The organism is Pseudomonas sp. NPDC087639 (genome assembly GCF_044743385.1).
GTDB lineage: Bacteria > Pseudomonadota > Gammaproteobacteria > Pseudomonadales > Pseudomonadaceae > Aquipseudomonas.
In genome coordinates this window covers 19813-41950 of record NZ_JBIUWI010000052.1, presented here as the reverse complement: position 1 = coordinate 41950, position 22138 = coordinate 19813, and the positions used below count along the sequence as shown (strand labels likewise).

Annotated in this window: 15 protein-coding genes and 4 pseudogenes; 17 read left to right on the top strand and 2 right to left on the bottom strand. The window is 54.8% G+C overall.

From position 1 onward, the window contains the following. The 11 genes and pseudogenes from ACIOVB_RS20220 to ACIOVB_RS20170 form a co-directional block, all read left to right on the top strand. Positions 1-383: pseudogene (locus tag ACIOVB_RS20220) on the top strand (hypothetical protein); the annotation flags it as partial. After that, a complete protein-coding gene (locus ACIOVB_RS20215; RefSeq protein ID WP_401270738.1) occupies positions 383-5041 on the top strand; it encodes an RHS repeat-associated core domain-containing protein in 4659 nt (1552 codons plus the stop codon). The pseudogene ACIOVB_RS20220 and the gene ACIOVB_RS20215, both read left to right, overlap by 1 nt. Then, positions 5041-5331, top strand: a complete 291-nt coding sequence (locus tag ACIOVB_RS20210) for a hypothetical protein (RefSeq protein ID WP_401270736.1) — start codon at positions 5041-5043, stop codon at positions 5329-5331. The genes ACIOVB_RS20215 and ACIOVB_RS20210 overlap by 1 nt, the downstream gene beginning before the upstream one ends. Before the next feature lie 65 nt (positions 5332-5396). After that, positions 5397-5579, top strand: coding sequence for a polymorphic toxin type 47 domain-containing protein (locus ACIOVB_RS20205; protein ID WP_401270733.1), 183 nt, complete (start codon positions 5397-5399; stop codon positions 5577-5579). Further along, complete coding sequence (locus ACIOVB_RS20200; protein WP_401270731.1) at positions 5576-5977, top strand: hypothetical protein; 402 nt, start codon at positions 5576-5578, stop codon at positions 5975-5977. The genes ACIOVB_RS20205 and ACIOVB_RS20200 overlap by 4 nt, the downstream gene beginning before the upstream one ends. A gap of 158 nt (positions 5978-6135) precedes the next feature. After that, positions 6136-6429 (top strand): barstar family protein, encoded by a 294-nt coding sequence (locus tag ACIOVB_RS20195; RefSeq protein ID WP_401270742.1) that lies wholly within the window; start codon positions 6136-6138, stop codon positions 6427-6429. Positions 6430-6565: 136 nt separating this feature from the next. Then, positions 6566-8943: pseudogene (locus ACIOVB_RS20190) on the top strand (RHS repeat-associated core domain-containing protein); the annotation flags it as partial. 2 nt (positions 8944-8945) lie between these two features. Then, positions 8946-9587: a hypothetical protein gene (locus ACIOVB_RS20185; RefSeq protein ID WP_401270729.1), complete on the top strand. Its 642-nt coding sequence runs from the start codon at positions 8946-8948 to the stop codon at positions 9585-9587. Positions 9588-9598: 11 nt separating this feature from the next. Further along, positions 9599-11097, top strand: a pseudogene (locus ACIOVB_RS20180) (RHS repeat-associated core domain-containing protein); the annotation flags it as partial. Positions 11098-11100: 3 nt separating this feature from the next. Further along, positions 11101-11460, top strand: coding sequence for a hypothetical protein (locus ACIOVB_RS20175; RefSeq protein ID WP_401270727.1), 360 nt, complete (start codon positions 11101-11103; stop codon positions 11458-11460). 1066 nt (positions 11461-12526) lie between these two features. Further along, complete coding sequence (locus tag ACIOVB_RS20170) at positions 12527-13009, top strand: hypothetical protein (RefSeq protein ID WP_401270724.1); 483 nt, start codon at positions 12527-12529, stop codon at positions 13007-13009. 36 nt (positions 13010-13045) lie between these two features. On the opposite strand, the pseudogene ACIOVB_RS20165 reads toward ACIOVB_RS20170, so the two are convergent. After that, positions 13046-14272 (bottom strand): annotated as a pseudogene (locus ACIOVB_RS20165) (IS3 family transposase). Between the two features lie 123 nt (positions 14273-14395). Then, entirely contained in the window at positions 14396-15118 is a 723-nt protein-coding gene (locus tag ACIOVB_RS20160) for a tellurite resistance TerB family protein (protein WP_401270722.1), read from the bottom strand. Positions 15119-15294: 176 nt separating this feature from the next. On the opposite strand from ACIOVB_RS20160, the gene ACIOVB_RS20155 reads away from it, so the two are divergent. The 6 genes from ACIOVB_RS20155 to ACIOVB_RS20130 all read left to right on the top strand — a co-directional run bounded on the left by ACIOVB_RS20155 (position 15295) and on the right by ACIOVB_RS20130 (position 21992). Beyond that, on the top strand, positions 15295-16209 hold the full coding sequence (locus tag ACIOVB_RS20155; protein ID WP_123534402.1) for a LysR family transcriptional regulator: 915 nt from the start codon (positions 15295-15297) through the stop codon (positions 16207-16209). 133 nt (positions 16210-16342) lie between these two features. Beyond that, entirely contained in the window at positions 16343-17800 is a 1458-nt protein-coding gene (locus ACIOVB_RS20150; RefSeq protein WP_401270739.1) for a gamma-aminobutyraldehyde dehydrogenase, read from the top strand. 83 nt (positions 17801-17883) lie between these two features. Next, complete coding sequence (gene ydcS / locus ACIOVB_RS20145) at positions 17884-19035, top strand: putative ABC transporter substrate-binding protein YdcS (protein WP_401270719.1); 1152 nt, start codon at positions 17884-17886, stop codon at positions 19033-19035. 168 nt (positions 19036-19203) lie between these two features. Then, a complete protein-coding gene (locus ACIOVB_RS20140) occupies positions 19204-20241 on the top strand; it encodes an ABC transporter ATP-binding protein (RefSeq protein WP_401270717.1) in 1038 nt (345 codons plus the stop codon). 1 nt (position 20242) lies between these two features. Further along, entirely contained in the window at positions 20243-21178 is a 936-nt protein-coding gene (locus ACIOVB_RS20135; RefSeq protein WP_401270714.1) for an ABC transporter permease, read from the top strand. Beyond that, positions 21168-21992, top strand: coding sequence for an ABC transporter permease (locus ACIOVB_RS20130; RefSeq protein WP_401270712.1), 825 nt, complete (start codon positions 21168-21170; stop codon positions 21990-21992). The genes ACIOVB_RS20135 and ACIOVB_RS20130 overlap by 11 nt, the downstream gene beginning before the upstream one ends. Positions 21993-22138 lie beyond the last annotated feature (146 nt).

Here is a 22138-nt window from a genome sequence, read left to right as displayed (position 1 = left end):
TGTTTTTCCGCTTCTGGGATGGGCGGCATATCTACCCGATTCTGCATGGACTGGGGGACAAGGCAGGGGAAGTGATGCCGATGTTTGAGCGGTATCTGATTAATGGCAAGGGCCTTGAGGTTGGGCCGAGGGCGCAGCCGAAGGTGAAGGATTGGCCGTGGTGGGAGGTGCCGAAGCCGTTGCTGGATAGCTTGGCCAAGGAAAATGCTACGACGCTGATCGGCAACCTGATGCAGTGGCTGGAAGAAGAGCGTCCGGACATCTACAACGCCTGGCCCGAAAACAACCTGAAACTGAAAGTCAGCCGTTTCGTGCGCCGCCCGAATGCACCGAAAAACCTTAAAGAAGCACTGTTAAATCACCTGATTCTGGAGCAAGGCTGATGGATCGCGTTGCCTTTGTTGACAACCAACTGAGCACCTTCAAGGACAGTCTGAAGCTGTATCAGGAACAAACCAAAACCTGGTACGCGAGAGCCGCCGACAAGGCTAGTCGAGCCGCTGACCTGCCCTCCCTGCTGGGCATGGAGCGAGTGATCAAGGTTGGCGACACCAGCAAAGCGGTGAGCATGACCGACGGCAACTTCACTTCCAACGTGGCCCAATGCCCGTTGAAAGGCCCGTTGCTGATCGAAAGCAAATTCGAATCGGTTTACGACATTCCAGTAGGCAATATCGAAGTCGAGATTGTTGCTGTGGAAGGTGGTGCAGTCAGCAAGGTCAAACTCGACGCACAGGGCAAGGCTGCCTGGACGGGAGGCATTCCCGGAAAGTTCTACAAGATCCGCGTTCACAATGAAGTGACTCCGACGCAGATCGACGCCCTCTTCAGCTCCTACAGTGGCGTGACCGCAGATTTGGAGGGCTTCCTGCGCAAGGAGTGGGCCGGTTTCAAGCCGCAATGGTCGAACGTTTCCACCTCGGGCACCGCGATGGCGATTGGCACTGGCATTCTTGAAGGTGGCTGGGAGGCCATCAAGGGTGTGTGGGATGGCATCAATCAAGTGCTCGATATCCTGCAAGATCCAAAGAAGTTTGCGAAGGACCTCGGGGCTGGCGCAGATGAACTGATCAAAGTTGCCAAAAGCTCGCCGGACGTCATGAAAAAGGCCATGTTGCTGGCCAGTGACGAAGCCGCGTTGTTTTTGCTGGTACGTAGCGCCGTGATCTGGCTCGCAGGCTTGCCGCCAATGAAGATGGCTGGCGACATCGCGAAAACGACCACGGCCATGGTTGTCGGTATCGCCATCGACATCGTGATTGGCGTGGTACTGACCATCGCGGCTGAAGGCACCGGGGTTATCTACCTCGCCGCCCGCCTGAAGAAGTACGGTGAGCTTGTACTCAACGCCGTCATTGGTTTTGTGAAGTCGCTGTTCAAGATCATCAATGGCTTTATGGAGTACGTCGCGAAGTACACCGCTGTTGCGGCGAGGGGTGTGACGGCGAAGGTCAGGAACGGGATTTCTGAGTTGCGGTTTGACGGAAAGAAAAACGCAAAACTCGCTGACGGCAAAATAGCTGACGATGCTTCAAAGCAGGCGAAGAATCCCGCTGACAAGAGCGCAGAGCCTGCCTCCGATACCTGCACTAACGGATGCCCGGTTTCGATGGTTACCGGTGAAGAGTTGCTGACGCTGACCGATGGTCAACTGGATGGTCTGCTGCCGTTTGAGTGGACCCGCCTATACAGAACCAGCGCCTTGGAAATCGACTGTGGCCTGGGTTATGGCTGGAGCCATGCGCTGGCCCATCGCCTCGAAATCAACGGCGACGAAGTCGTTTGGACCGACCACGAAAACCGCTCCACCCCCTTCCCGCTGCCAAGCGAACAACGTCCGGCAATCACCAACAGTCTTTCAAAGGCAGCCATTTTTCTCGGTGATGATCCCTCCGAACTGGTCCTGGCCCAAGCAGGAAAACGACCCTCGTTCTACCATTTCCGCTTCAACAGCAAAGGCGCAACTCTGATCGCCATCAGCGACAGCTATGGCAATCGACTGCACGTCACACGGGACATTCACGGCCGTATCAAACGTCTCGACAACGGTGCCGGCCGTGCTCTGCTTCTGCGCTACGGCCGCAAACACATCATCGCGGTCGACTATCAGCAGTTTCTGCCTGCGGACAATCTTGAAGACACCTGGAACACTGTGCAGACGCTGGTTACCTACAGCTATGACGCCCAGCATCGTCTGATCGAGGCGAAGAATGCCGCCGGTGAAGCCGAACACTATCGCTACAACGAGCAGCACGTCATTCTCGAGCGGCAACTGGCGGGTGGTGCGGCGTTCTACTGGGAGTGGGAAAACGAAGGAAAGCTGTCTCGCTGCACCCGTCACTGGGCCAACTTCTCGCAGATGGAAGCGCAATACGCCTGGGATGACAAAGGCAGCGTGACTGTCACCAACGCCGATGGCAGCGAAGAGGTCTACACCCACGACGACAAGGCACGACTGGTCAGTAAGATCGATCCGGACGGCGCCGAACACCTCAAAGCCTACAACGACAAAGGCCAATTGATCGCAGAAAAGGATCCGTTGGGCGCCGTCACCGAATACCGCTACGACGACAACGGCTTGATGACCGCCGTCATCCCGCCGGAAGACGAAGCCACCACGTATGAATACATCAACGGTTTCGTCAGCGATGTGCATCGCGGCAAGGCCAGTTGGAAATATCAACGCAACCGTCAGGGTGATATCACCCAGCAAATTGATCCGGACGGCAATGCCACGCTCTACAGCTATGACCGCCAAGGGCGTCTGCTGGAAATTCGACACCCGGACGGCAGCCGCCATCAGCTCGGCTGGAACAACCTCGGCCAGTTGCTGGAAGAACGCCTGCCCGATGGCGGCCAACGCAAGTATCGTTACGATGCTTTGGGTCGGCAGATCACCCGGCAAGAAGAATCCGGCGCCATCACGCAGTACCAATGGGATGCCGCCAATCGCCTTGCGCAAGTCACACTGCCGGGCGGCGCAACCCGTGCGTTTACCTATAACGCTTACGGCAATGTCACTGCCGAGCGCGATGAACTCGGCCGCATCACGCGATATGAGTATGCGGACAACCTGCATCTGGTCAGTCGTCGCATCAACCCCGATGGCAGCCAATTGCGCTATCGCTACGACAACTCGCGTCTGCTGCTCACTGAAATCGAAAACGAGCGCGGCGAACACTACCACCTCGATTACTACGCCAATGGCCTGATTCAGCAGGAAACCGGCTTCGACGGTCGCCGCACTGCTTACGAGTACGATCTCAACGGCCAGTTGCTGAAGAAAACCGAATTTGGTGATGACGGCAGTGAACTCGTTACCGAGTATCAACGCGACGCCGCTGGCCGACTGATGGTGAAAACCCTCGCCGATGGTGAGCAGATCCATTACAGCTACGACGCACTCGGTCGTCTGGTCAACGTCGACGACGGCCACTGGCCGCTCGCCTACAAATACGACCTGCAAGATCGCCTCATCGAAGAACACCAAGGCTGGGGCACCCTGCGCTACGAGTACGACAGCGTCGGCCAGCTAAGCCATTGCCGCCTCCCGGATGGCAGTAAACTCGACTACCGCCATTTGTCCGGCGGACGACTGAGCAGCATCGACCTCAACGGCTCACGCCTGACAAGCCACCAGTTCAGTGCCGGTCACGAACAACAGCGCCAGCAAGGCCTGCTGCTCAGCCAATATCAGTACGACGAACAAGGCCGACTGCAAGCGCACAGCGCAGGCCAGCGAGACAAAAATCTGTTCCAGCGTCGTTACAATTACGACGCCAACGGCAACCTCTCCGGCATAGACGACAGCCGCAAGGGCAACCGCAGCTATCACTACGATCCACTGGATCGCCTGATCAGCGTACGCGGCGCCACCCCGGAAAGCTTCGCCCACGACCCGGCAGGTAACCTGCTTGGCCAAAGCAACGAAGGCACAGCGAACCTCGCAAATGTCAAAGGCAACCGCCTGCTCATGCAGGGCGACCGCCACTACGACTACGACGCCTACGGCAACCTGATCCGCGAACGTCGCGGTTCTGCACAGAAACTCGTCACCGAATACACCTACGACTGCCAACACCGCCTAATCGGTGTCAGTCTGCCCGGCGGCAGCACCGCCAGCTACAAGTACGACGCCTTCGGCCGTCGGATCGAAAAAACCATAGACGGCCATACCACCGAATTTCTGTGGCAAGGCGAACGATTGATCGCGGAAAGCGCCGACAATCGCTATCGCAGCTACATTTACGAGCCCAGCAGCTTCCGCCCGCTTGCGATGCTCGATGGCGAAGGCCCACGCAAGGCCACGCCGTTTTACTACCAACTCGACCACTTGGGCACGCCGCAGGAACTCACCGACTACAGCGGTGAGATCATGTGGTCGGCGAAGTACCGAGCGTACGGTAATCTCGCCGCGTTGGATGTTGCCGAGATCGACAACCCGCTGCGCTTCCAAGGTCAGTATTTCGATGCCGAGACAGGGTTACATTACAACCGGCACCGCTACTACAATCCCGCCACTGGACGATTCTTGACGCCGGATCCGATTAAGCTTGCGGGTGGGTTGAATAACTACCAGTACGTGCCTAATCCTACGGGGTGGGTGGATCCCCTGGGATTGAATAGTGAGTGTCCAAAGAAAAAAACAAAATCCACGGGTAATGTTGGCAACCCTACAGAAAAGGCAAAAGTCAATGAAGGCGCACCTACAGCACCTGCTCCCGCCCCCAGGGGAGAAAGCACAACTCGCGTCCGGCACTACACCAACAGAAAGGGCTCAACTGGCATAGAAAGTGATGGTGTAATTCAAGCTCAGGATAACAATCGTGTCTATGTGGAACCTGCCAATAAAAAACCATTGAGCCAACTCGACGCAGAAGATAGATATCAAATTGGAAGAGGACGCGGCAGAGACTACATTGAAACAGACGTACCAGACTCTCAACTTGAATGGGTGAAAAACCCTAGGTACGGCACAATGGAGCTTACGATCAAAGGAAACGTAACGCTTGAAAACCCAACATTCAACCGGAGGAAATAATGTTAGAAAAAAATCAAAAAATAGTACTTAACGGAGAAGATGCCCTCGACATTCTGGCAGACATCGAGTTCATTCTAATCTCACTTCACAAAATGGGCAGCTATTACTCGGACAAACCCGTGGAAGAGTATCAAAAAGCAACTACCGATTTCATTGATAATGAAAAGGTTACTCAACGTCTTGCCAAGGTAAGAAAAATCATCAGCAAGAATTTTGATTCAACACTTGGCGATGATGACATGGATGATATAGAGCGCCACATGGAGGGAATTGAATTCTGGAAACCCTGAAATATCTCCCACTCTAAGAACAACAGGAAACAGAACACCTTTTGGCATTGCAGATATAATCACACATGAAGAATGATCAAAAAGGGGACAGATTTATTTTCTACAAACTGAAAATAAATCTGCCACCTTTTCTTTCTCATATTGGTTACCAAACGCCTGGTAAACGGGTTGTAGGAGGGGCTGTTAGAGGACATATTTTGTTAGAATCCGTGCCCGTATCACGCGCGAGAATTGGAGACCCTCAATGAACTACCTAGAAAAAGAAATCGATTCAACATTAGCAGAGCAGTCCTTAGCGCATGAAAAACTACGCGACGATGAACTATCTAAATTGATCACCAAGCTAACAACATTATTTTTTTCTCCTGAAACAAAGGGTCTCGACCCTTACCATTTGAGGAAAACTCAAAAAAAACACGATCCAGAATTTTGGAAAAAAGTCGACACGCTCGAAAACTTTGAAAACCCGTTCCTAATAGTTCAAGACAGTAAGATTCACGCTTGGAAACTAGAAGCCTCTGCGGATCTTAAAACGCTATTTTCCGAAACAACGGGGTTCCCATTCTGGATAGCCGACGAAAATTTCAACGTCCTAATCTATATGGATGATCATGACTGCGTTCATACCAGTGATATCACCCAATAAACACAACGAAATTTAGGTAACCGGCAGACACCGGGAGGGGACCACGTTTTCAGCGCTTCAAACGTGGTTTGCAGCCTAAATAATGCTCAGATGACGGACTGCCCTACATCACTAGCGATCACCACGAAACTGTTACCCCTATTGGAAAGTGGAAGTAAATTAAAAAGATAATTGAAATTGATGGATTAACCATCTCATCCGAGCAAGCATTCCATAGGCGAATAGCATCTGCTTTTTCCGTCACCCAATACTACGGTCACAATCTCAATGCTCTTTGGGACCTGCTCAGCACCGACGTAGAACGCCCAATCGAATTAATTTGGACAAACTCAAAACATTCAGAAGAACGAATGGGCGATTCATATAGAAAAATATTAATCATTCTTGACCGAGTAAAAAATCAAGATGAAAGCTTTGGATTGGATGAGAAATTCAGCTACCAACTGAAATAGCAAAAAACCAACCATAAGAAATTGGCAGATTTTCTCTATTTAGATGGACAAAAGTAATATTTCGGAGGAGTTCAGTACCTTCTTGACTCGATATGTGGTGTAAGGCGGATTCCGTAGAAAAAGTAGCTTCCGCAAACATCGTGGCAAGGCGCGCTGGAAAAATATGAGCGCAACCGTCAGGGCGACATCACCCAACAAACCGACCCGGACGGCACCGAAACCTACTACAGCTATGACCGTCAGGGCCGACTGCTGGAAATCCGTCACCCCGACGGCAGCCGCCACCAACTGGGTTGGAACAACCTTGGTCAATTGCTCGAAGAACGTCTGCCGGACGGTGGTCAGCGCAAATACCGCTACGATGCACTCGGCCGGCAAATCACCCGGCAGGACGAATTCGGCGCCATCACTCATTACCAATGGGACGCTGCTGATCGTCTGACCCAAGTCACCCTGCCCGGCGGCGCCACCCGTGCTTTCACCTATAACCCGTATGGCCGGGTCACCGCCGAACGCGACGAACTCGGACGCATCACTCGCTACGAGTACGCCGACAACCTGCACCTGGTCAGCCGCCGCATCAATCCGGACGGCAGCCAACTGCGCTACCGCTACGAGAACTCACAACTCAACCTCACCGAGATTGAGAACGAGCGCGGCGAGCGCTATCAGCTCGACTACTACTCGAACGGACTGATCCAGCAGGAAACCGGTTTCGACGGTCGCCGCACCGCCTACGAGTACGACCTCAACGGTCAACTGCTGAAGAAAACCGAGTTCGGCGACGACGGCAGCGAACTGATCAGCGAGTACCAGCGCGATGCCTCTGGTCGCCTGCTGGTGAAGACCCTGCCCGACGGCGAGGAAATCCACTACAGCTACGACGCCCTAGGTCGCCTGGTCAACGTCGACGACGGTCACTGGCCGCTTGCTTACGAATATGACGTGCAGGACCGGTTGATCACCGAGCACCAAGGCTGGGGTACGACGCGTTATGAATACGATAGCGTCGGCCAATTGAGCCACTGCCGCCTACCGGATGGCAGTACGCTCGATTACCGTCACGTGTCAGGCGGACGTCTGAGTAGCATCGACCTTAACGGTTCACGCCTGACCTCTCACCAGTTCAGCGCCGGTCGCGAACAGCAACGCCAGCAAGGCCTGCTGCTCAGCCAATATCAGTACGACGAACAGGGCCGACTGCAAGCGCACAGCGCAGGCCAGCGGGACAAAAACCTGTTCCATCGCCGCTACAACTACGATGCCAACGGCAACCTGGCCGGCATTGACGACAGTCGTAAAGGCAACCGCAGCTATCACTACGATCCATTGGATCGGCTGATCAGCGTTCGCGGCGCCACACCAGAAAGCTTCGCCCACGACCCAGCGGGCAACCTACTCGGCCAGAACAACGAAGGCACAGCCAACCTCGCCAACGTCAAAGGCAACCGCCTGCTGATGCAGGGTGACCGCCATTACGACTATGACGCTTTTGGCAACCTGATCCGTGAACGTCGCGGCGCCGGCCAAAAACTCGTCACCGAATACCGCTACGACTGCCAGCACCGCCTCATCGGCGTCAGCCTGCCCGGCGGCAGTACCGCCAGCTACAAGTACGACGCCTTCGGCCGCCGAATCGAAAAAACCGTAGACGGCCATACCACCGAATTTCTGTGGCAAGGCGAACGATTGATCGCGGAAAGCGCAGACAATCGCTATCGCAGCTACATCTACGAGCCCGGCAGCTTCCGCCCGCTTGCGATGCTCGATGGCGAAGGCCCGCGCAAGGCCACGCCGTTTTACTACCAACTCGACCACCTCGGCACGCCGCAGGAACTCACTGATTACAGCGGCGAGATCATGTGGTCGGCGAAATATCGGGCCTACGGAAACCTTGCGGCACTAGACGTCAGCGAAATCGACAATCCGCTGCGCTTCCAGGGCCAGTATTTCGATGCCGAGACGGGGTTACATTACAACCGGCACCGCTACTACAATCCGGGCACTGGACGGTTTTTGACGCCTGATCCGATTAAGCTTGCGGGTGGATTGAACAACTACCAGTACGTGCCTAACCCTACGGGGTGGGTGGATCCGTTGGGGTTGAGCACTAAGTGTCCCGGAAAATCGAAAACCGGAATCAGAAAAAAGGCAGATGACACAAGCGACTCAAAAGTAGAAACAGGTGAGGTTGAGCCGCCAATAGGCCATGACACCACTCTGACGAGAAGGACAGCATTCAGGCAGGCTAAAAAGGTCGGAGGAGTTCCACTATCGCAGCAGCCATCAAGGTCATATAAAGAAGTACTTACTGACCAGCCCGGCCGCGTTATGAGTCGCGTGTATGAATTCCGCCTGAACAACGGTCAAATTGTCACGATTAGAGAACATTCACTGGGACATGTAAAAGGAAATGAAGGACCTCATTTTAATACCGAGGTAACGAAAACTACCGGCACGAAGGCATCCCTGAAAGAGGGTGAAAATTCACATACATACTTCAAAAAAGAATAACCATGAGCATATTTTACATCTGCGACTCAGGCATCAAGCTTTGCGAGCAACCCGAGCACATATATTCTCCTGATTTTGTGAGCTTCACACTTATTTCGGCGTCTTTGCAGGAGATATGGTCGACTTGGGAAAAAATTAGTCATTCACTGGAATTGGAATGGCCTATAACTATAAAGTGGCGAACTGTTGGCTACTCACTGGAAGATCAAAAGATCCAAGAGATTCGTCTACGCAAGGAGATTGAAGGTACTCTAGGCGACAATGGAATCATCAAGAAAAATATAAAAACAAAAATATACTCTTACTTAGACCCCATCACTACTAACAAAAACAAATTAAAACCAGACGAACTAACACAACACAGAAACACCTTCCTAATTCTAAAAAAGAGCAACACTGACTTAAACACCCTATGGGATCAGTTGAGTGAAGGTGACAAGGCAGTCACTTCAAAAAGCATTCTGAACTTTATCACAACTGATAGAGAAGTAACCATTGTTCGTTTTTTAGAAAGCGATACCCACTCAACCTTGCAACTTATAACACCAGCAGAAAACCTAAACAAAACCACATCGCTACTTGAAACGCTAAAAGTTAAAAAAATTAGATACACCGAACTTCCTGAAACAATAAATAACTTTTAATAAAACTCAAGGTTTATCAGCACCAACGCAATGCCGCTGACCGACTTATTGAGAAAACCCTCGCCGACGGCGAAGAGATCCACTACAGCTACGACGCACTGGGACGCCTGGTTAACGTGGACGACGGCAATTGGCTTCTTGCCTACGAGTACGACGTTCAGGATCGGCTGATCAAGGAGCACCAAAGCTGGGGCACGACGCGTTATGAGTACGACAGCGTCGGCCAATTGAGCCACTGCCACCTGCCGGATGGCAGTACGCTCACTGGATCCTGATCAGCGTACGAGGCGCCACACCGGAAAGTTTCGCCCACGACCCGGCGGGCAACCTACTCGGCCAGAACAACGAAGGCACAGCCAACCTCGCGAACGTCAAAGGCAACCGCCTGCTGATGCAGGGTGACCGCCATTACGACTATGACGCTTATGGCAACCTGATCCGTGAACGTCGCGGCGCCGGCCAAAAACTCGTCACCGAATACCGCTACGACTGCCAGCACCGCCTCATCGGCGTCAGCCTGCCTGGCGGCAGTACCGCCAGCTACAAGTACGACGCCTTCGGCCGCCGAATCGAGAAAACCGTTGACGGCCACACCACCGAGTTTCTGTGGCAAGGCGAACGATTGATCGCGGAAAGCGCCGACAATCGCTATCGCAGCTACATCTACGAGCCCGGCAGCTTCCGCCCGCTTGCGATGCTCGATGGCGAAGGCCCGCGCAAGGCCACGCCGTTTTACTACCAACTCGACCACCTCGGCACGCTGCAGGAACTCACTGATTACAGCGGCGAGATCATGTGGTCGGCCAAATACCGCGCCTACGGCAACCTTGCTGCACTGGACGTCAGCGAAATCGACAATCCGCTGCGCTTCCAGGGTCAGTATTTCGATGCCGAGACGGGGTTACATTACAACCGGCACCGCTACTACAATCCAGGCACTGGGCGTTTTTTGACGCCGGATCCGATCAAGCTTGCGGGTGGGTTGAATAACTACCAGTACGTGCCTAACCCTACAGGGTGGGTGGATCCGTTGGGTTTGAATAATTGCCCGGGATCGACGAATTACAAGGGCGTGCCTATTAGTAATAATGCGAAAAGCCACCTTGAAAAGGCGGATGGTTACAGTCCGAAGAGCGGGATAAAAGGAGCTCACAATCGAGAAGATTTCATTCAAGCCGCCACGGACAACAAACTCCATATAATTTCAGAAACTCAACATCCGAAGACTCCTGGACTATCTGAAATCACATATGGCCGCGATTCGTTAGATCGAACGGGGCAGGCAGTGGGAGTTAAAGAGTTTGGAAGCCCGAAAACAGTCTATGATCCAAACGTAATCCCAAGTGAGAAGATGTTCAATGCTGGTAGAGAAGCGGCTGCCTCCGGATATCATCAAGCGCGAGCAAGTGGTAACCGAGCATACAGCGCTTCGCACGAGGGAATAACATTCAGAATCTACCTAGATGAAACATTAACAACTGTCACTAACTTCCACCCCACAATGAAGTAAGCCATGAGCATCCAAAAACTGAGCAACAAACAAAGCAGCATAATTAACAACTGCCTTCTAGACCTCTTGGAGTCATCGTCATTAAAAAATACTAGTTTTCTGCCGAATGCTCTAAACAGCCTCCTCAAATCACAAGGTTTCGGTATCGAAATGTCTGGAATTTACATTAGCACAGACGATGACCAAGAAAATATTCCAGAATACCTAAAAGACGGTATCGCATTTGAATTCATGGGTGATCACGTCGTGCTTCCATTTAAAGATGCAACCACCATAATTATTGATTGGTGTAAAAATAACATACAAGCAAGACAACTTAAATTGGATGCCACACTAGAAAACCTGAAGGAAAAATTCAACTAAACTTCGAAAATTCCGCTACGCCGCATAAATAACAAATTCAAAGTTAACAAAAAATTAGACGTATATCCTTTGCCCCCCGAAATCTTGACATTCTCAGCTAAAAATTACTCCGCGGAGGAGATCAAAAAGCAGGTGAAGCATATAGGACATCAGGCTCAGCAACGCTTAAATCGACTACAAAGGGGACGGAACACAAAGGGGACAGATCTATTTTCCATACTTGAGTAAAAAGGCATTGAAAATAAATCTGTCCCCTTTGAGCCCTATAAACATAAACCCGCTTCAAGTTAGACTACACATACCAGAAAACTGGTGTGGTGAGCAGGCTCAACTGAGGCTACGTCTATGCGTACAACCTGACATTGCTAACTCGCCATTGAAAGCCAACGACGAATATCTATTCTATGCTATATCGCTTCGATCTTCCGGTAACAAAGAGCCCATCAAAGGCAACTCTTCAATAAAACTACGATCGCCGCTAAAGTGGGCGGAGATCAAGCCGGAGAACCTGCATGTCTGAAGACAAATACAATAGACTACCGCACGCCGGAGATTTTGAAAGAAAAGGCGGTGTCGATTTCATTTATCTATCACCGCGACCTATCCCTACCGGACTACCTCCGTTCAGCACTCGCCAGCTTCATCGAGAAGCCAATAACACATATCTGGACTTCGCAATAGGGCGAGGCAACTTCGAATTTATGTCAAGGGTTGGAATCGGAGTAGTGATATATTTCATCACCTTCCTGTTTCTTGCAACTGGATACTTATCTTGGCTTAGAAGGCATTTTGAACCTTTCCTTTCAAGCTGGTGGGAGTTCTTCACAAGCCCAGTAGTTTGGACGATTGTTTTATCTCTTGCCGCATTATACAGCATAGTTTTCTACCTATCAGTTCGCCAAATCATCGTCCACCCCCCATCCGCTTTAACCGTGAGCGCAGGGAAGTAGCCTTTGTGCCGAGCAGAGGCAGTGCGCCAAGATATGTGTCATGGGAGAACACCATCGCATGCGTTACCTCCGGGCAGTTAATCACTCAATATGCGGTGATGCCAGAACTCAAGCTTATGATCGGCCTGCTCGACGACAACACGGGCGACATACTTTGGTCATCAGTCTCTAGCGGCAACTTGAGTTCGGCTATCTCTGAATGGGAAGCCATACGTGCATATATGGAGGAAGGCCCATCTGTTTTACCAATACAACAATCGGATGAACTCGAAGAAGGTAGCGTTGCATTTTTTCACTTGTGTCGCCGAACTTACCGAAAAGAACACTCTTATATACGCTACCTGTGGGGCTTTGTAACAATCCAGCTTTTCAGTGGATGGACGTTGCCTTGCTATATTTCTGCCTGGGTTAATAAACGGCCAAAAGCGGGTTTTCCGAAAGAGGTTCTAGATTGGTCAAAGCCTTTACCAGTTACCGAGCATAGAAAGCCCAGTCAAGAGTTGATTGAGGAAAGCCTAGAAATTCGCAAGTGCCTTGCAAAAGGCCAGAACTTCCTAGACTATTTTAAAGTTAAATTTCCCCAGCCAGAACAATCATAAAACACTGTCTAGTGCTGAAATAGGTTTACACCTGTTTCACCCCAACGCCCGATGCATCGCATCGGGCGTTTTGTATTTCAACGATAGGTGCGGACGCTCGCGGTTGTAGATCGATACCGACTCGCTCACCATCTTCTTCGCCTGCGTTAAATCCTGTGGGCGCTGGAGCAAAAGCTCTGTCTTCAATATTCCATTGACCCGCTCTGCCAAGGCATTTTGGTAGCAGTCATAGCCGTCCGTCATCGAACACCTGATGCCGTGTTTCGCGTGCAGTTCTTGGTACATTCCCGAGCAATACTGGCTGCCTCTGTCCGAGTGATGAACCAGGGGGCTGCACGGTTTGACGGTGTTTCACCGCCCGGCGCAGCGCCTGGGCGACCGACTCGGTGTGCAGGCTTTCATAGACGTGATAGCCCACGATTTTTCGCGAAAAAGCATCCGTCACAAGGCTCAGATAGGCCACGCCTTGCTGAGTGGGCAGATAGGTGATGTCAGCAACCCAGACCTGTTCCGGGCCGCTGGGAACAACCTGATCAGGCCCAGGTTTGAGCAGGTTCGGATGACGTCGAAAGCGATGATGGCTGTCGGTTGTCTTGTGATACGCACGTTTGCGGGCTACCAATAAACGCCGTTCCCGCAGAATCGAAAACAGGCGATCCCGCCCCACTTGCAGCTCAAGCAGCGGCTGAAATTGCAGCAGGTAATACAGTTTTCTAGTGCCCAACCGCGGCTGCCGCAGGCGCTTTTGCTGAACGAAATCGGCAACTTTCTGATCCAGAATCAGACGAGCAGCATCGGCTCGATTGCGTTTGTAGTGAGCCTGTCGGCTTATCCCCATGAACTGGCAAGCCCCGCTGACGCTCAGGTTTTGGATTCTTTTTTGCGCGAGGACTTGCCGGGACGCTTTTTTACAACAGAGAGACCGTAGTCATTTTTCAAGACATCCACGACCGCCTCGAAAAACTGCGCTTTCTGATTGGACAGCGCCAGCTGTTCTTCAAGCTCTTTGATGCGCTGCTCTGGCGTCAATAGTCGGTTTTTGTCGGGCATAGACCCCATCCTCGGCTAGCCAATGTATCTGCCTGGGCTCCAATCTTGACGACCGTGCTTGCGTAACCATGTCAGAACGGTCGTTTTTCCTTGAATTCCGTAGCGCTCCTGAGCCTCTTTATAACTCAGCTCGCCTTTTTCAACCTGATCGACGACCGACAATTTAAAGGTCAGCGTGTAGTCGCGCTGACTACGCCTTTTTGCTGATTCCATTACATCCTCCTGAAAAACAGTTCAGAAGGTGTAAACCTTATTCAGGACGGGACACCTGCAAAACAATCGGGGGGGGGTTAACCGACTGCCTGCCCCCCCCAAAAACCTTGCAGGCTCGAATAATTAAACTGCAGCCAACCGCACCTGCTTCTCCAACTCCACCTTCAACCCCGGCTCCAGCTTCAACTGCCGCGCCAACTCATCCAGATAGCTCTTCACCATGAAGTTCTCCTCGTCCACCAGCATCACACTGGCGATGTACATCTCTGCCGCCATTTCCGGGGTGCTTGCCGCGCGGGCAACGTCTGTTGGGTCAAGGGGTTTGTTGAGTTCGGCATGCAGCCAGTGCTGGAGCTCCTGATCGTTGTCGAGTTTGGTGAATTCGCCTTCGATCAGTTGGCGTTCGCGGTCGTCGATATGGCCGTCAGCTTTGGCGGCCGCAACGAGTGCCTTGAGGATCGCCTGGCTGTGTTGTTCGGCTTGCGCGGGTGGCAGGCGATCCAGGGTTTGCGGTTCACGTTGCGGAGCAATGCCTTTTTGGGCGTTGTAGTTGCCGTAGGCTTTATATGCGAGCACGCCGAGTGCGGCGAGGCCGCCGTAGAGGGCGACTTTGCCGCCGACGTTGCGCACTTTCTTATTGCCGAGCAGCAGACCCATGGCGCCCGCCGCCAGTGCGCCACCGCCGGCACCTGACAGCAGACCGCCGAGGCCACTGCCGCCGGAAGACCCACCAAGCAAGCCGCCCAGCCCGCCGCCAGCCGATTTGTTCTGCGACCCGCCAGCCTTGTTCTGCAACAGATCCTGGCCGGATTTGAGTAGTTGATCGAGCAATCCACGGGTGTTCATGTTCCGCCTCCAAACAGGGGTTATCCGGATCTATAAGGCCCTCAGCCTAGTTCGAAAGTGCCCCTGCCCTGCTCACGAGTGTGCTTCCAGATGTTGCTCGGCATCGGACTGCCCTTCGTGAAAATAGATATACACTCCAGCCAATCTATAAAAACTGCCCACTGGGTACCCTTCTCATGATGACCCTGCGTCAGATCCGTCACTTCATCGCCGTGGCCGAGACCGGCTCGATCTCCGCTGCTGCGCAAACGGCGTTCATTTCCCAATCGACCCTGACCCTGGCGATCCAGCAACTGGAAGAAGAAATCGGCGTCAGCCTGTTCAGCCGACACGCCAAGGGCATGACGCTGACGCATCAGGGTCATCAATTCCTACGCCAGGCGCACCTGATTCTGGCGACGGTGGATAACGCCAAACGGAGCCTGCAACAAAGCACCGATCAGGTTGCCGGGCAGTTGATCATCGGTGTGACCAGCCTTGTCGCTGGTTATTACCTCGCGGATTTGGTCACTCGGTTTCAGCGTGCTTATCCCAATGTCGAGATACGGGTGATGGAGGACGAGCGCCCCTACATCGAGCATCTGCTGGTCAGTGGTGAGATCGACGTAGGCGTGTTGATCCTCTCCAACCTCGAAGATCGCCACGCCTTGCAGACTGAGGTTCTGACCCATTCGCCACACCGTTTGTGGCTGCCAGCACAGCATCCGCTTTTGGAGCATGACAGCATCAACCTCGCCGATGTCGCCCGCGAACCGTTGATTCAACTCAACGTCGACGAGATGGATCGCAATGCTCAACGCCTGTGGCGCGGTGCGGGACTGCAACCGAAGATCACGCTGAGAACCGCTTCAACCGAAGCGGTGCGAAGCCTTGTAGCGGCGGGTCTGGGCGTGTCGATCCAGCCGGACATGACGTATCGCCCATGGTCGCTGGAAGGCGACATCATCGAAGCGCGGCCAATTGCTGACCTCAACCAGACCCTCGATGTCGGGCTAGCCTGGCGTCGTGGCACCGCGCGGCCGGCGCTGGTTGATCCATTTCTGACCGTGGCCCGCGAACAACCCCACGGCGGACGCAAGCCATCTATTTAATCGAATGCCACCTTCAGTATTTAGAATTTGTCGCCCCCGGAGCCGCGCACTAGTCTTGCTACATCTATAAGACGGTCGGCTCCCGGTGACACAGGGAGCACCAATGGCCATACAAGAAAAGAGAACTCGCAAAATGGCTGGCGCGCAGACCCCGATGTGTACCGCGTTGTTGATCGACGGTGAACTGGTCGCCGGCGAAGGCTTTGTCGAGCCGATCCTCAACCCGGCCACCGGTGAAGTGCTCACGCACATCGCCGAGGCCAGCACCGAGCAGGTCGAAGCTGCCATCCTCGCCGCCCACCGTGCCTTTGCCGAATGGTCGCGCACCACGCCGCAGCAACGCTCCAACCTGCTGCTGGAGATCGCCAACGCGGTCGAAAAACACGCCGACCACCTCGCCCGCCTCGAATCGCTGAACTGCGGCAAGCCGCTGCATTTGGCCCGTCAGGACGATTTGACTGCGACCGTCGACGTGTTCCGTTTCTTCGCCGGAGCCGTGCGCTGCCAGACCGGCCAGCTCAGCGGCGAATACCTGCCGGGTTACACCAGCATGGTGCGCCGCGATCCGATTGGCGTCGTGGCTTCGATTGCACCGTGGAACTACCCGATCATGATGGCCGCGTGGAAAATCGCCCCGGCCCTCGCCGCCGGCAACACACTGGTGTTCAAGCCCTCCGAGCACACGCCGCTGTCGATCCTCGCGCTGGCTCCTGCGCTCGCCGAAATCCTGCCGCGTGGGGTGATCAACATCATCTGCGGCGGTGGCGAAGGCGTAGGCAGCCATTTGGTCAGTCACCCGAAAATCCGCATGGTCTCGCTGACCGGCGATATCGTCACCGGGCAGAAAATCCTTCAGGCCGCGGCGAAAACCCTGAAACGCACACACCTTGAACTCGGCGGCAAGGCGCCGGTAATCGTCTGCAACGACGCGGACATTCAAGCCGTCGTTGAAGGCGTGCGCACTTACGGTTACTACAACGCTGGGCAGGATTGCACCGCTGCTTGCCGGATCTACGCCCAGGCCGGCATTCACGACAAATTGGTCGCTGAACTCGGTGCCGCTGTCAGCAGTCTGCGCTTCGCTGGCAAGCGCGATGCCGACAACGAAATCGGCCCGCTGATCAGCACCCGCCAGCGCGACCGCGTGGCCAGTTTCGTCGAACGCGCCCTCGGTCAGCCGCACATCGAGCGGGTGACCGGCGCGGCGGTGCATTCCGGCGCCGGTTTCTACTACCAACCAACGCTGCTAGCCGGTTGCAAGCAGAGCGATGAAATCGTCCAGCGCGAAGTGTTCGGCCCGGTGGTGACCGTGACCCGTTTCGATGAACTCGCCCAAGCCGTGGACTGGGCCAACGACTCCGAATACGGCCTCGCCTCGTCGGTGTGGACGCAGAATCTGGACAAGGCGATGCAAGTCGCCGCCCGCCTGCAATACGGCTGCACCTGGATCAACAGCCATTTCATGCTGGTCAGCGAAATGCCCCACGGCGGGCTGAAACGTTCAGGTTATGGCAAAGACTTATCCAGCGATTCGCTTCAGGACTACAGCGTGGTGCGGCACATCATGGCCCGCCACGGCCAGCATCTCTGACTACGCTAATAACAAGCCGCCAACGGCATGCTTCACCGCGTTCACAACTGCCCCGACCATAATTTAAAGAAGAGGGTTCAACCATGTTCGTGCACAAGACCGCACTGTTCAGTGCAATCACCACGGCCTTGCTGGCCAGCGCCAGCCTGCAAGCGGCAGAACCGCTGAAGGCTGTCGGCGCTGGTGAAGGTCAGCTGGATATCGTCGCCTGGCCGGGCTACATCGAACGTGGCGAGAGCGACAAGGCCTACGACTGGGTGAGCGGTTTCGAGAAAGAAACCGGCTGCAAGGTCAACGTGAAAACCGCCGCGACCTCTGACGAAATGGTCAGCCTGATGGCCAAGGGCGGTTACGACCTGGTCACCGCGTCGGGCGATGCGTCGCTGCGGTTGATTGTCGGCAAGCGTGTGCAACCGATCAACACCGCGTTGATCCCGAACTGGAAAACCCTCGACCCACGCCTGAAAGATGCGCCGTGGTACGTGGTCAACAATCAGACTTACGGCACCCCGTACCAGTGGGGGCCGAACGTGCTGATGTACAACACCAACGTATTCAAGACCGCACCGACCAGTTGGAATGTGCTGTTCGACGCGCAGAACCTGCCGGACGGCAAAGCGAACAAGGGCCGTGTGCAGGCGTATGACGGACCAATCTACATCGCCGATGCGGCGCTGTATCTCAAGTCCGCCAAGCCTGAATTAGGTATCAGCGATCCGTATCAACTCACCGAAGCACAGTACAAAGCCGTGCTCGATCTGTTGCGCGCGCAGCAGCCGCTGATCCACCGCTACTGGCACGACACCACGGTGCAGATGAGCGACTTCAAAAACGAAGGCGTGGTCGCCTCCAGCGCCTGGCCATATCAGGTCAACGGCCTGATCAACGAGAAGCAGCCAATCGCGTCGACCATCCCGAAAGAAGGCGCTACCGGCTGGGCCGACACCACCATGCTGCACGCCGAGGCCAAGCACCCGAACTGCGCGTACAAGTGGATGGATTGGTCGCTGCAACCGAAAGTCCAGGGTGACGTGGCGGCGTGGTTCGGCTCGTTACCGGCCGTGCCGGCGGCTTGCCAAGGCAGTGAGTTGCTCGGCGCCGAGGGTTGCAAGACCAACGGTTTCGACCAGTTCGACAAGATCGCCTTCTGGAAAACTCCACAGGCTGAGGGCGGCAAGTTTGTGCCGTACAGCCGCTGGACGCAGGACTACATAGCGATCATGGGCGGTAGGTAAGCCCCTTCAAGATCAAAAGATCGCAGCCTTCGGCAGCTCCTACACCGACCGCGAGCACCGAAAATTCAGCGTCCGGCACACATCCTGTAGGAGCTGCCGAAGGCTGCGATCTTTTCGACGCAACACCTGATCATTCTTTGAAAGCCTGCTTTACCGGAGCACCGCACCATGACGCTTGCAGTCCAGTTCACCAACGTTTCCCGGCAGTTTGGCGAAGTGAAAGCCGTTGACCGGGTTTCCATCGATATCCAGGACGGCGAGTTCTTTTCCATGCTCGGCCCTTCCGGCTCGGGCAAAACCACGTGCCTGCGCCTGATCGCCGGATTCGAACAACCGAGCGCCGGCTCGATCCGCATCCACGGCGCCGAAGCGGCCGGTTTGCCGCCGTATCAACGTGACGTAAACACTGTGTTTCAGGATTACGCGCTGTTCCCGCACATGAACGTGCTCGACAACGTCGCCTACGGCTTGAAAGTCAAAGGTGTGGGCAAAAGCGAACGCCACAAACGCGCAGAAGAGGCCTTGGACATGGTCGCCCTCGGCGGCTACGGCGCACGTAAACCGGTGCAATTGTCCGGCGGCCAGCGCCAGCGTGTCGCCCTCGCTCGCGCCTTGGTCAATCGACCCCGCGTGCTGCTGCTCGATGAGCCTTTGGGCGCCCTCGATTTAAAGCTGCGCGAGCAAATGCAAAGCGAGCTGAAGAAACTGCAACGCCAGCTCGGTATCACTTTCATCTTCGTCACCCACGATCAAACCGAAGCGCTGTCGATGTCCGACCGCGTCGCCGTGTTCAACAAGGGCCGCATCGAGCAGGTCGATACCCCGCGCAATCTGTACATGAAACCCACCACCACATTCGTCGCCGAATTCGTCGGCACCTCGAACGTGATTCGTGGCGAACTGGCACGCCAGCTCAGTGGTCATCCGCAGCCGTTTTCAATCCGTCCGGAGCACGTGCGCTTTGCTGAAGGCCCATTGGCCAGCCATGAAATCGAAGTCAGCGGTCTGCTCCACGACATCCAGTATCAGGGCAGCGCCACGCGCTATGAACTGACGCTGGAAAACGGCCAGACCCTGAGCATCAGCCACGCCAACAACCAGTGGCTCGACAGCAGCGCACAGCATCAGACCGGCCAGCGCCTGAGCGCACGCTGGGCGCGGGAGGCGATGATCCCGCTGCACGACACCGTGACGAGCGGGGTCTGAGATGAGCACGCTCGCGATGACTCAATCGCCGCCGCTGCGCAGGTTTTCCAACCTGCTCTACCGCAAGCCGAATTTGTATTTGTCGATGCTGCTGGTGCCGCCACTGCTGTGGTTCGGCGCGATCTATCTTGGCTCGCTGCTGGTGCTGTTGTGGCAAGGTTTCTACACCTTCGACGACTTCACTATGGCGGTCACCCCTGACCTGACCCTGGCGAATTTTGCCGCGCTGTTTCAGCCATCGAACTTCGACATCATTCTGCGCACGCTGAGCATGGCCATCGTCGTGTCGATTGCCAGCGCCATTGTGGCGTTCCCGATTGCCTACTACATGGCGCGCTACACCACGGGCAAGACCAAGGCGTTTTTCTACATCGCGGTGATGATGCCAATGTGGGCCAGTTACATCGTCAAGGCTTACGCATGGACGTTGCTCCTGGCCAAGGGCGGCGTGGCGCAGTGGTTCGTTCAGCACCTGGGGCTGGAGCCGGTGTTGCAGTTCATTCTGGGGATTCCCGGCGTCGGTGGCAGCACCTTGTCGACCTCGCATCTCGGGCGTTTCATGGTGTTCGTCTACATCTGGCTGCCGTTCATGATCCTGCCGATCCAGGCTTCGCTGGAACGTCTGCCGCCGTCGCTGTTGCAAGCCTCCGCCGACCTTGGCGCCAAGCCGCGTCAGACATTTATGCAGGTGATTTTGCCGCTGTCGATTCCGGGGGTTGCCGCCGGATCGATCTTCACGTTTTCGCTGACATTGGGCGACTTCATCGTGCCGCAACTGGTCGGCCCACCGGGCTACTTTGTAGGGAGCATGGTTTATGCGCAGCAAGGTGCGATTGGCAACATGCCGATGGCCGCCGCGTTTACGCTGGTGCCGATTGTGTTGATCGCCATCTACCTGTCCATCGTCAAACGACTGGGGGCCTTCGATGCACTCTGACTCTTCATCACAAGGACATGCGTCTATAGGTCTGCGCATCGCAGCCTGGGGCGGGTTGGTGTTTCTGCACTTCCCGATCCTGATCATCTTCCTCTACGCCTTCAACACCGAAGAGGCCGCGTTCAGCTTTCCGCCGAAGGGCTTTACGTTGCACTGGTTCAGCGTGGCGTTTTCGCGGCCGGACGTTCTGGAATCGATCAAGCTGTCGCTGCAAATCGCGGCCATTGCCACATTGATCGCGATGGTGCTCGGCACGCTCGCCTCGGCGGCTTTGTACCGCCGGGATTTCTTCGGCAAACAGGGCATTTCGTTGATGCTGATCCTGCCGATCGCGCTGCCGGGGATCATCACCGGTATCGCGTTGCTGGCGACGTTCAAGACGCTGGGGATCGAGCCGGGAATGTTCACCATCATCGTCGGCCACGCGACCTTCTGCGTGGTGATCGTCTACAACAACGTCATCGCCCGCCTGCGTCGCACTTCGCACAGTCTGATCGAGGCTTCGATGGACCTGGGCGCCGATGGCTGGCAGACCTTCCGCTACATCATGCTGCCCAGTCTCGGCTCGGCGTTGCTGGCCGGCGGCATGCTCGCGTTTGCGCTGTCGTTCGACGAAATCATCGTCACCACATTTACCGCAGGCCATGAACGCACGTTGCCGCTGTGGCTGCTCAACCAGCTCAGTCGCCCACGGGATGTGCCGGTGACCAACGTCGTCGCCATGCTGGTGATGATGGTGACCATGCTGCCGATCCTTGGCGCGTACTACCTGACTCGGGGTGGTGAAAGCGTCGCCGGCAGTGGCGGAAAATAATTGAAATCCCCCTGTAGGAGCTGCCGAAGGCTGCGATCTGTTGATGTTGCTTTTGAAAATCAAGATCAAAAGATCGCAGCCTGCGGCAGCTCCTACACAGGATCCGGTTTCCACAGATAAAACAATGGATTCGAAGAGGACAAAAG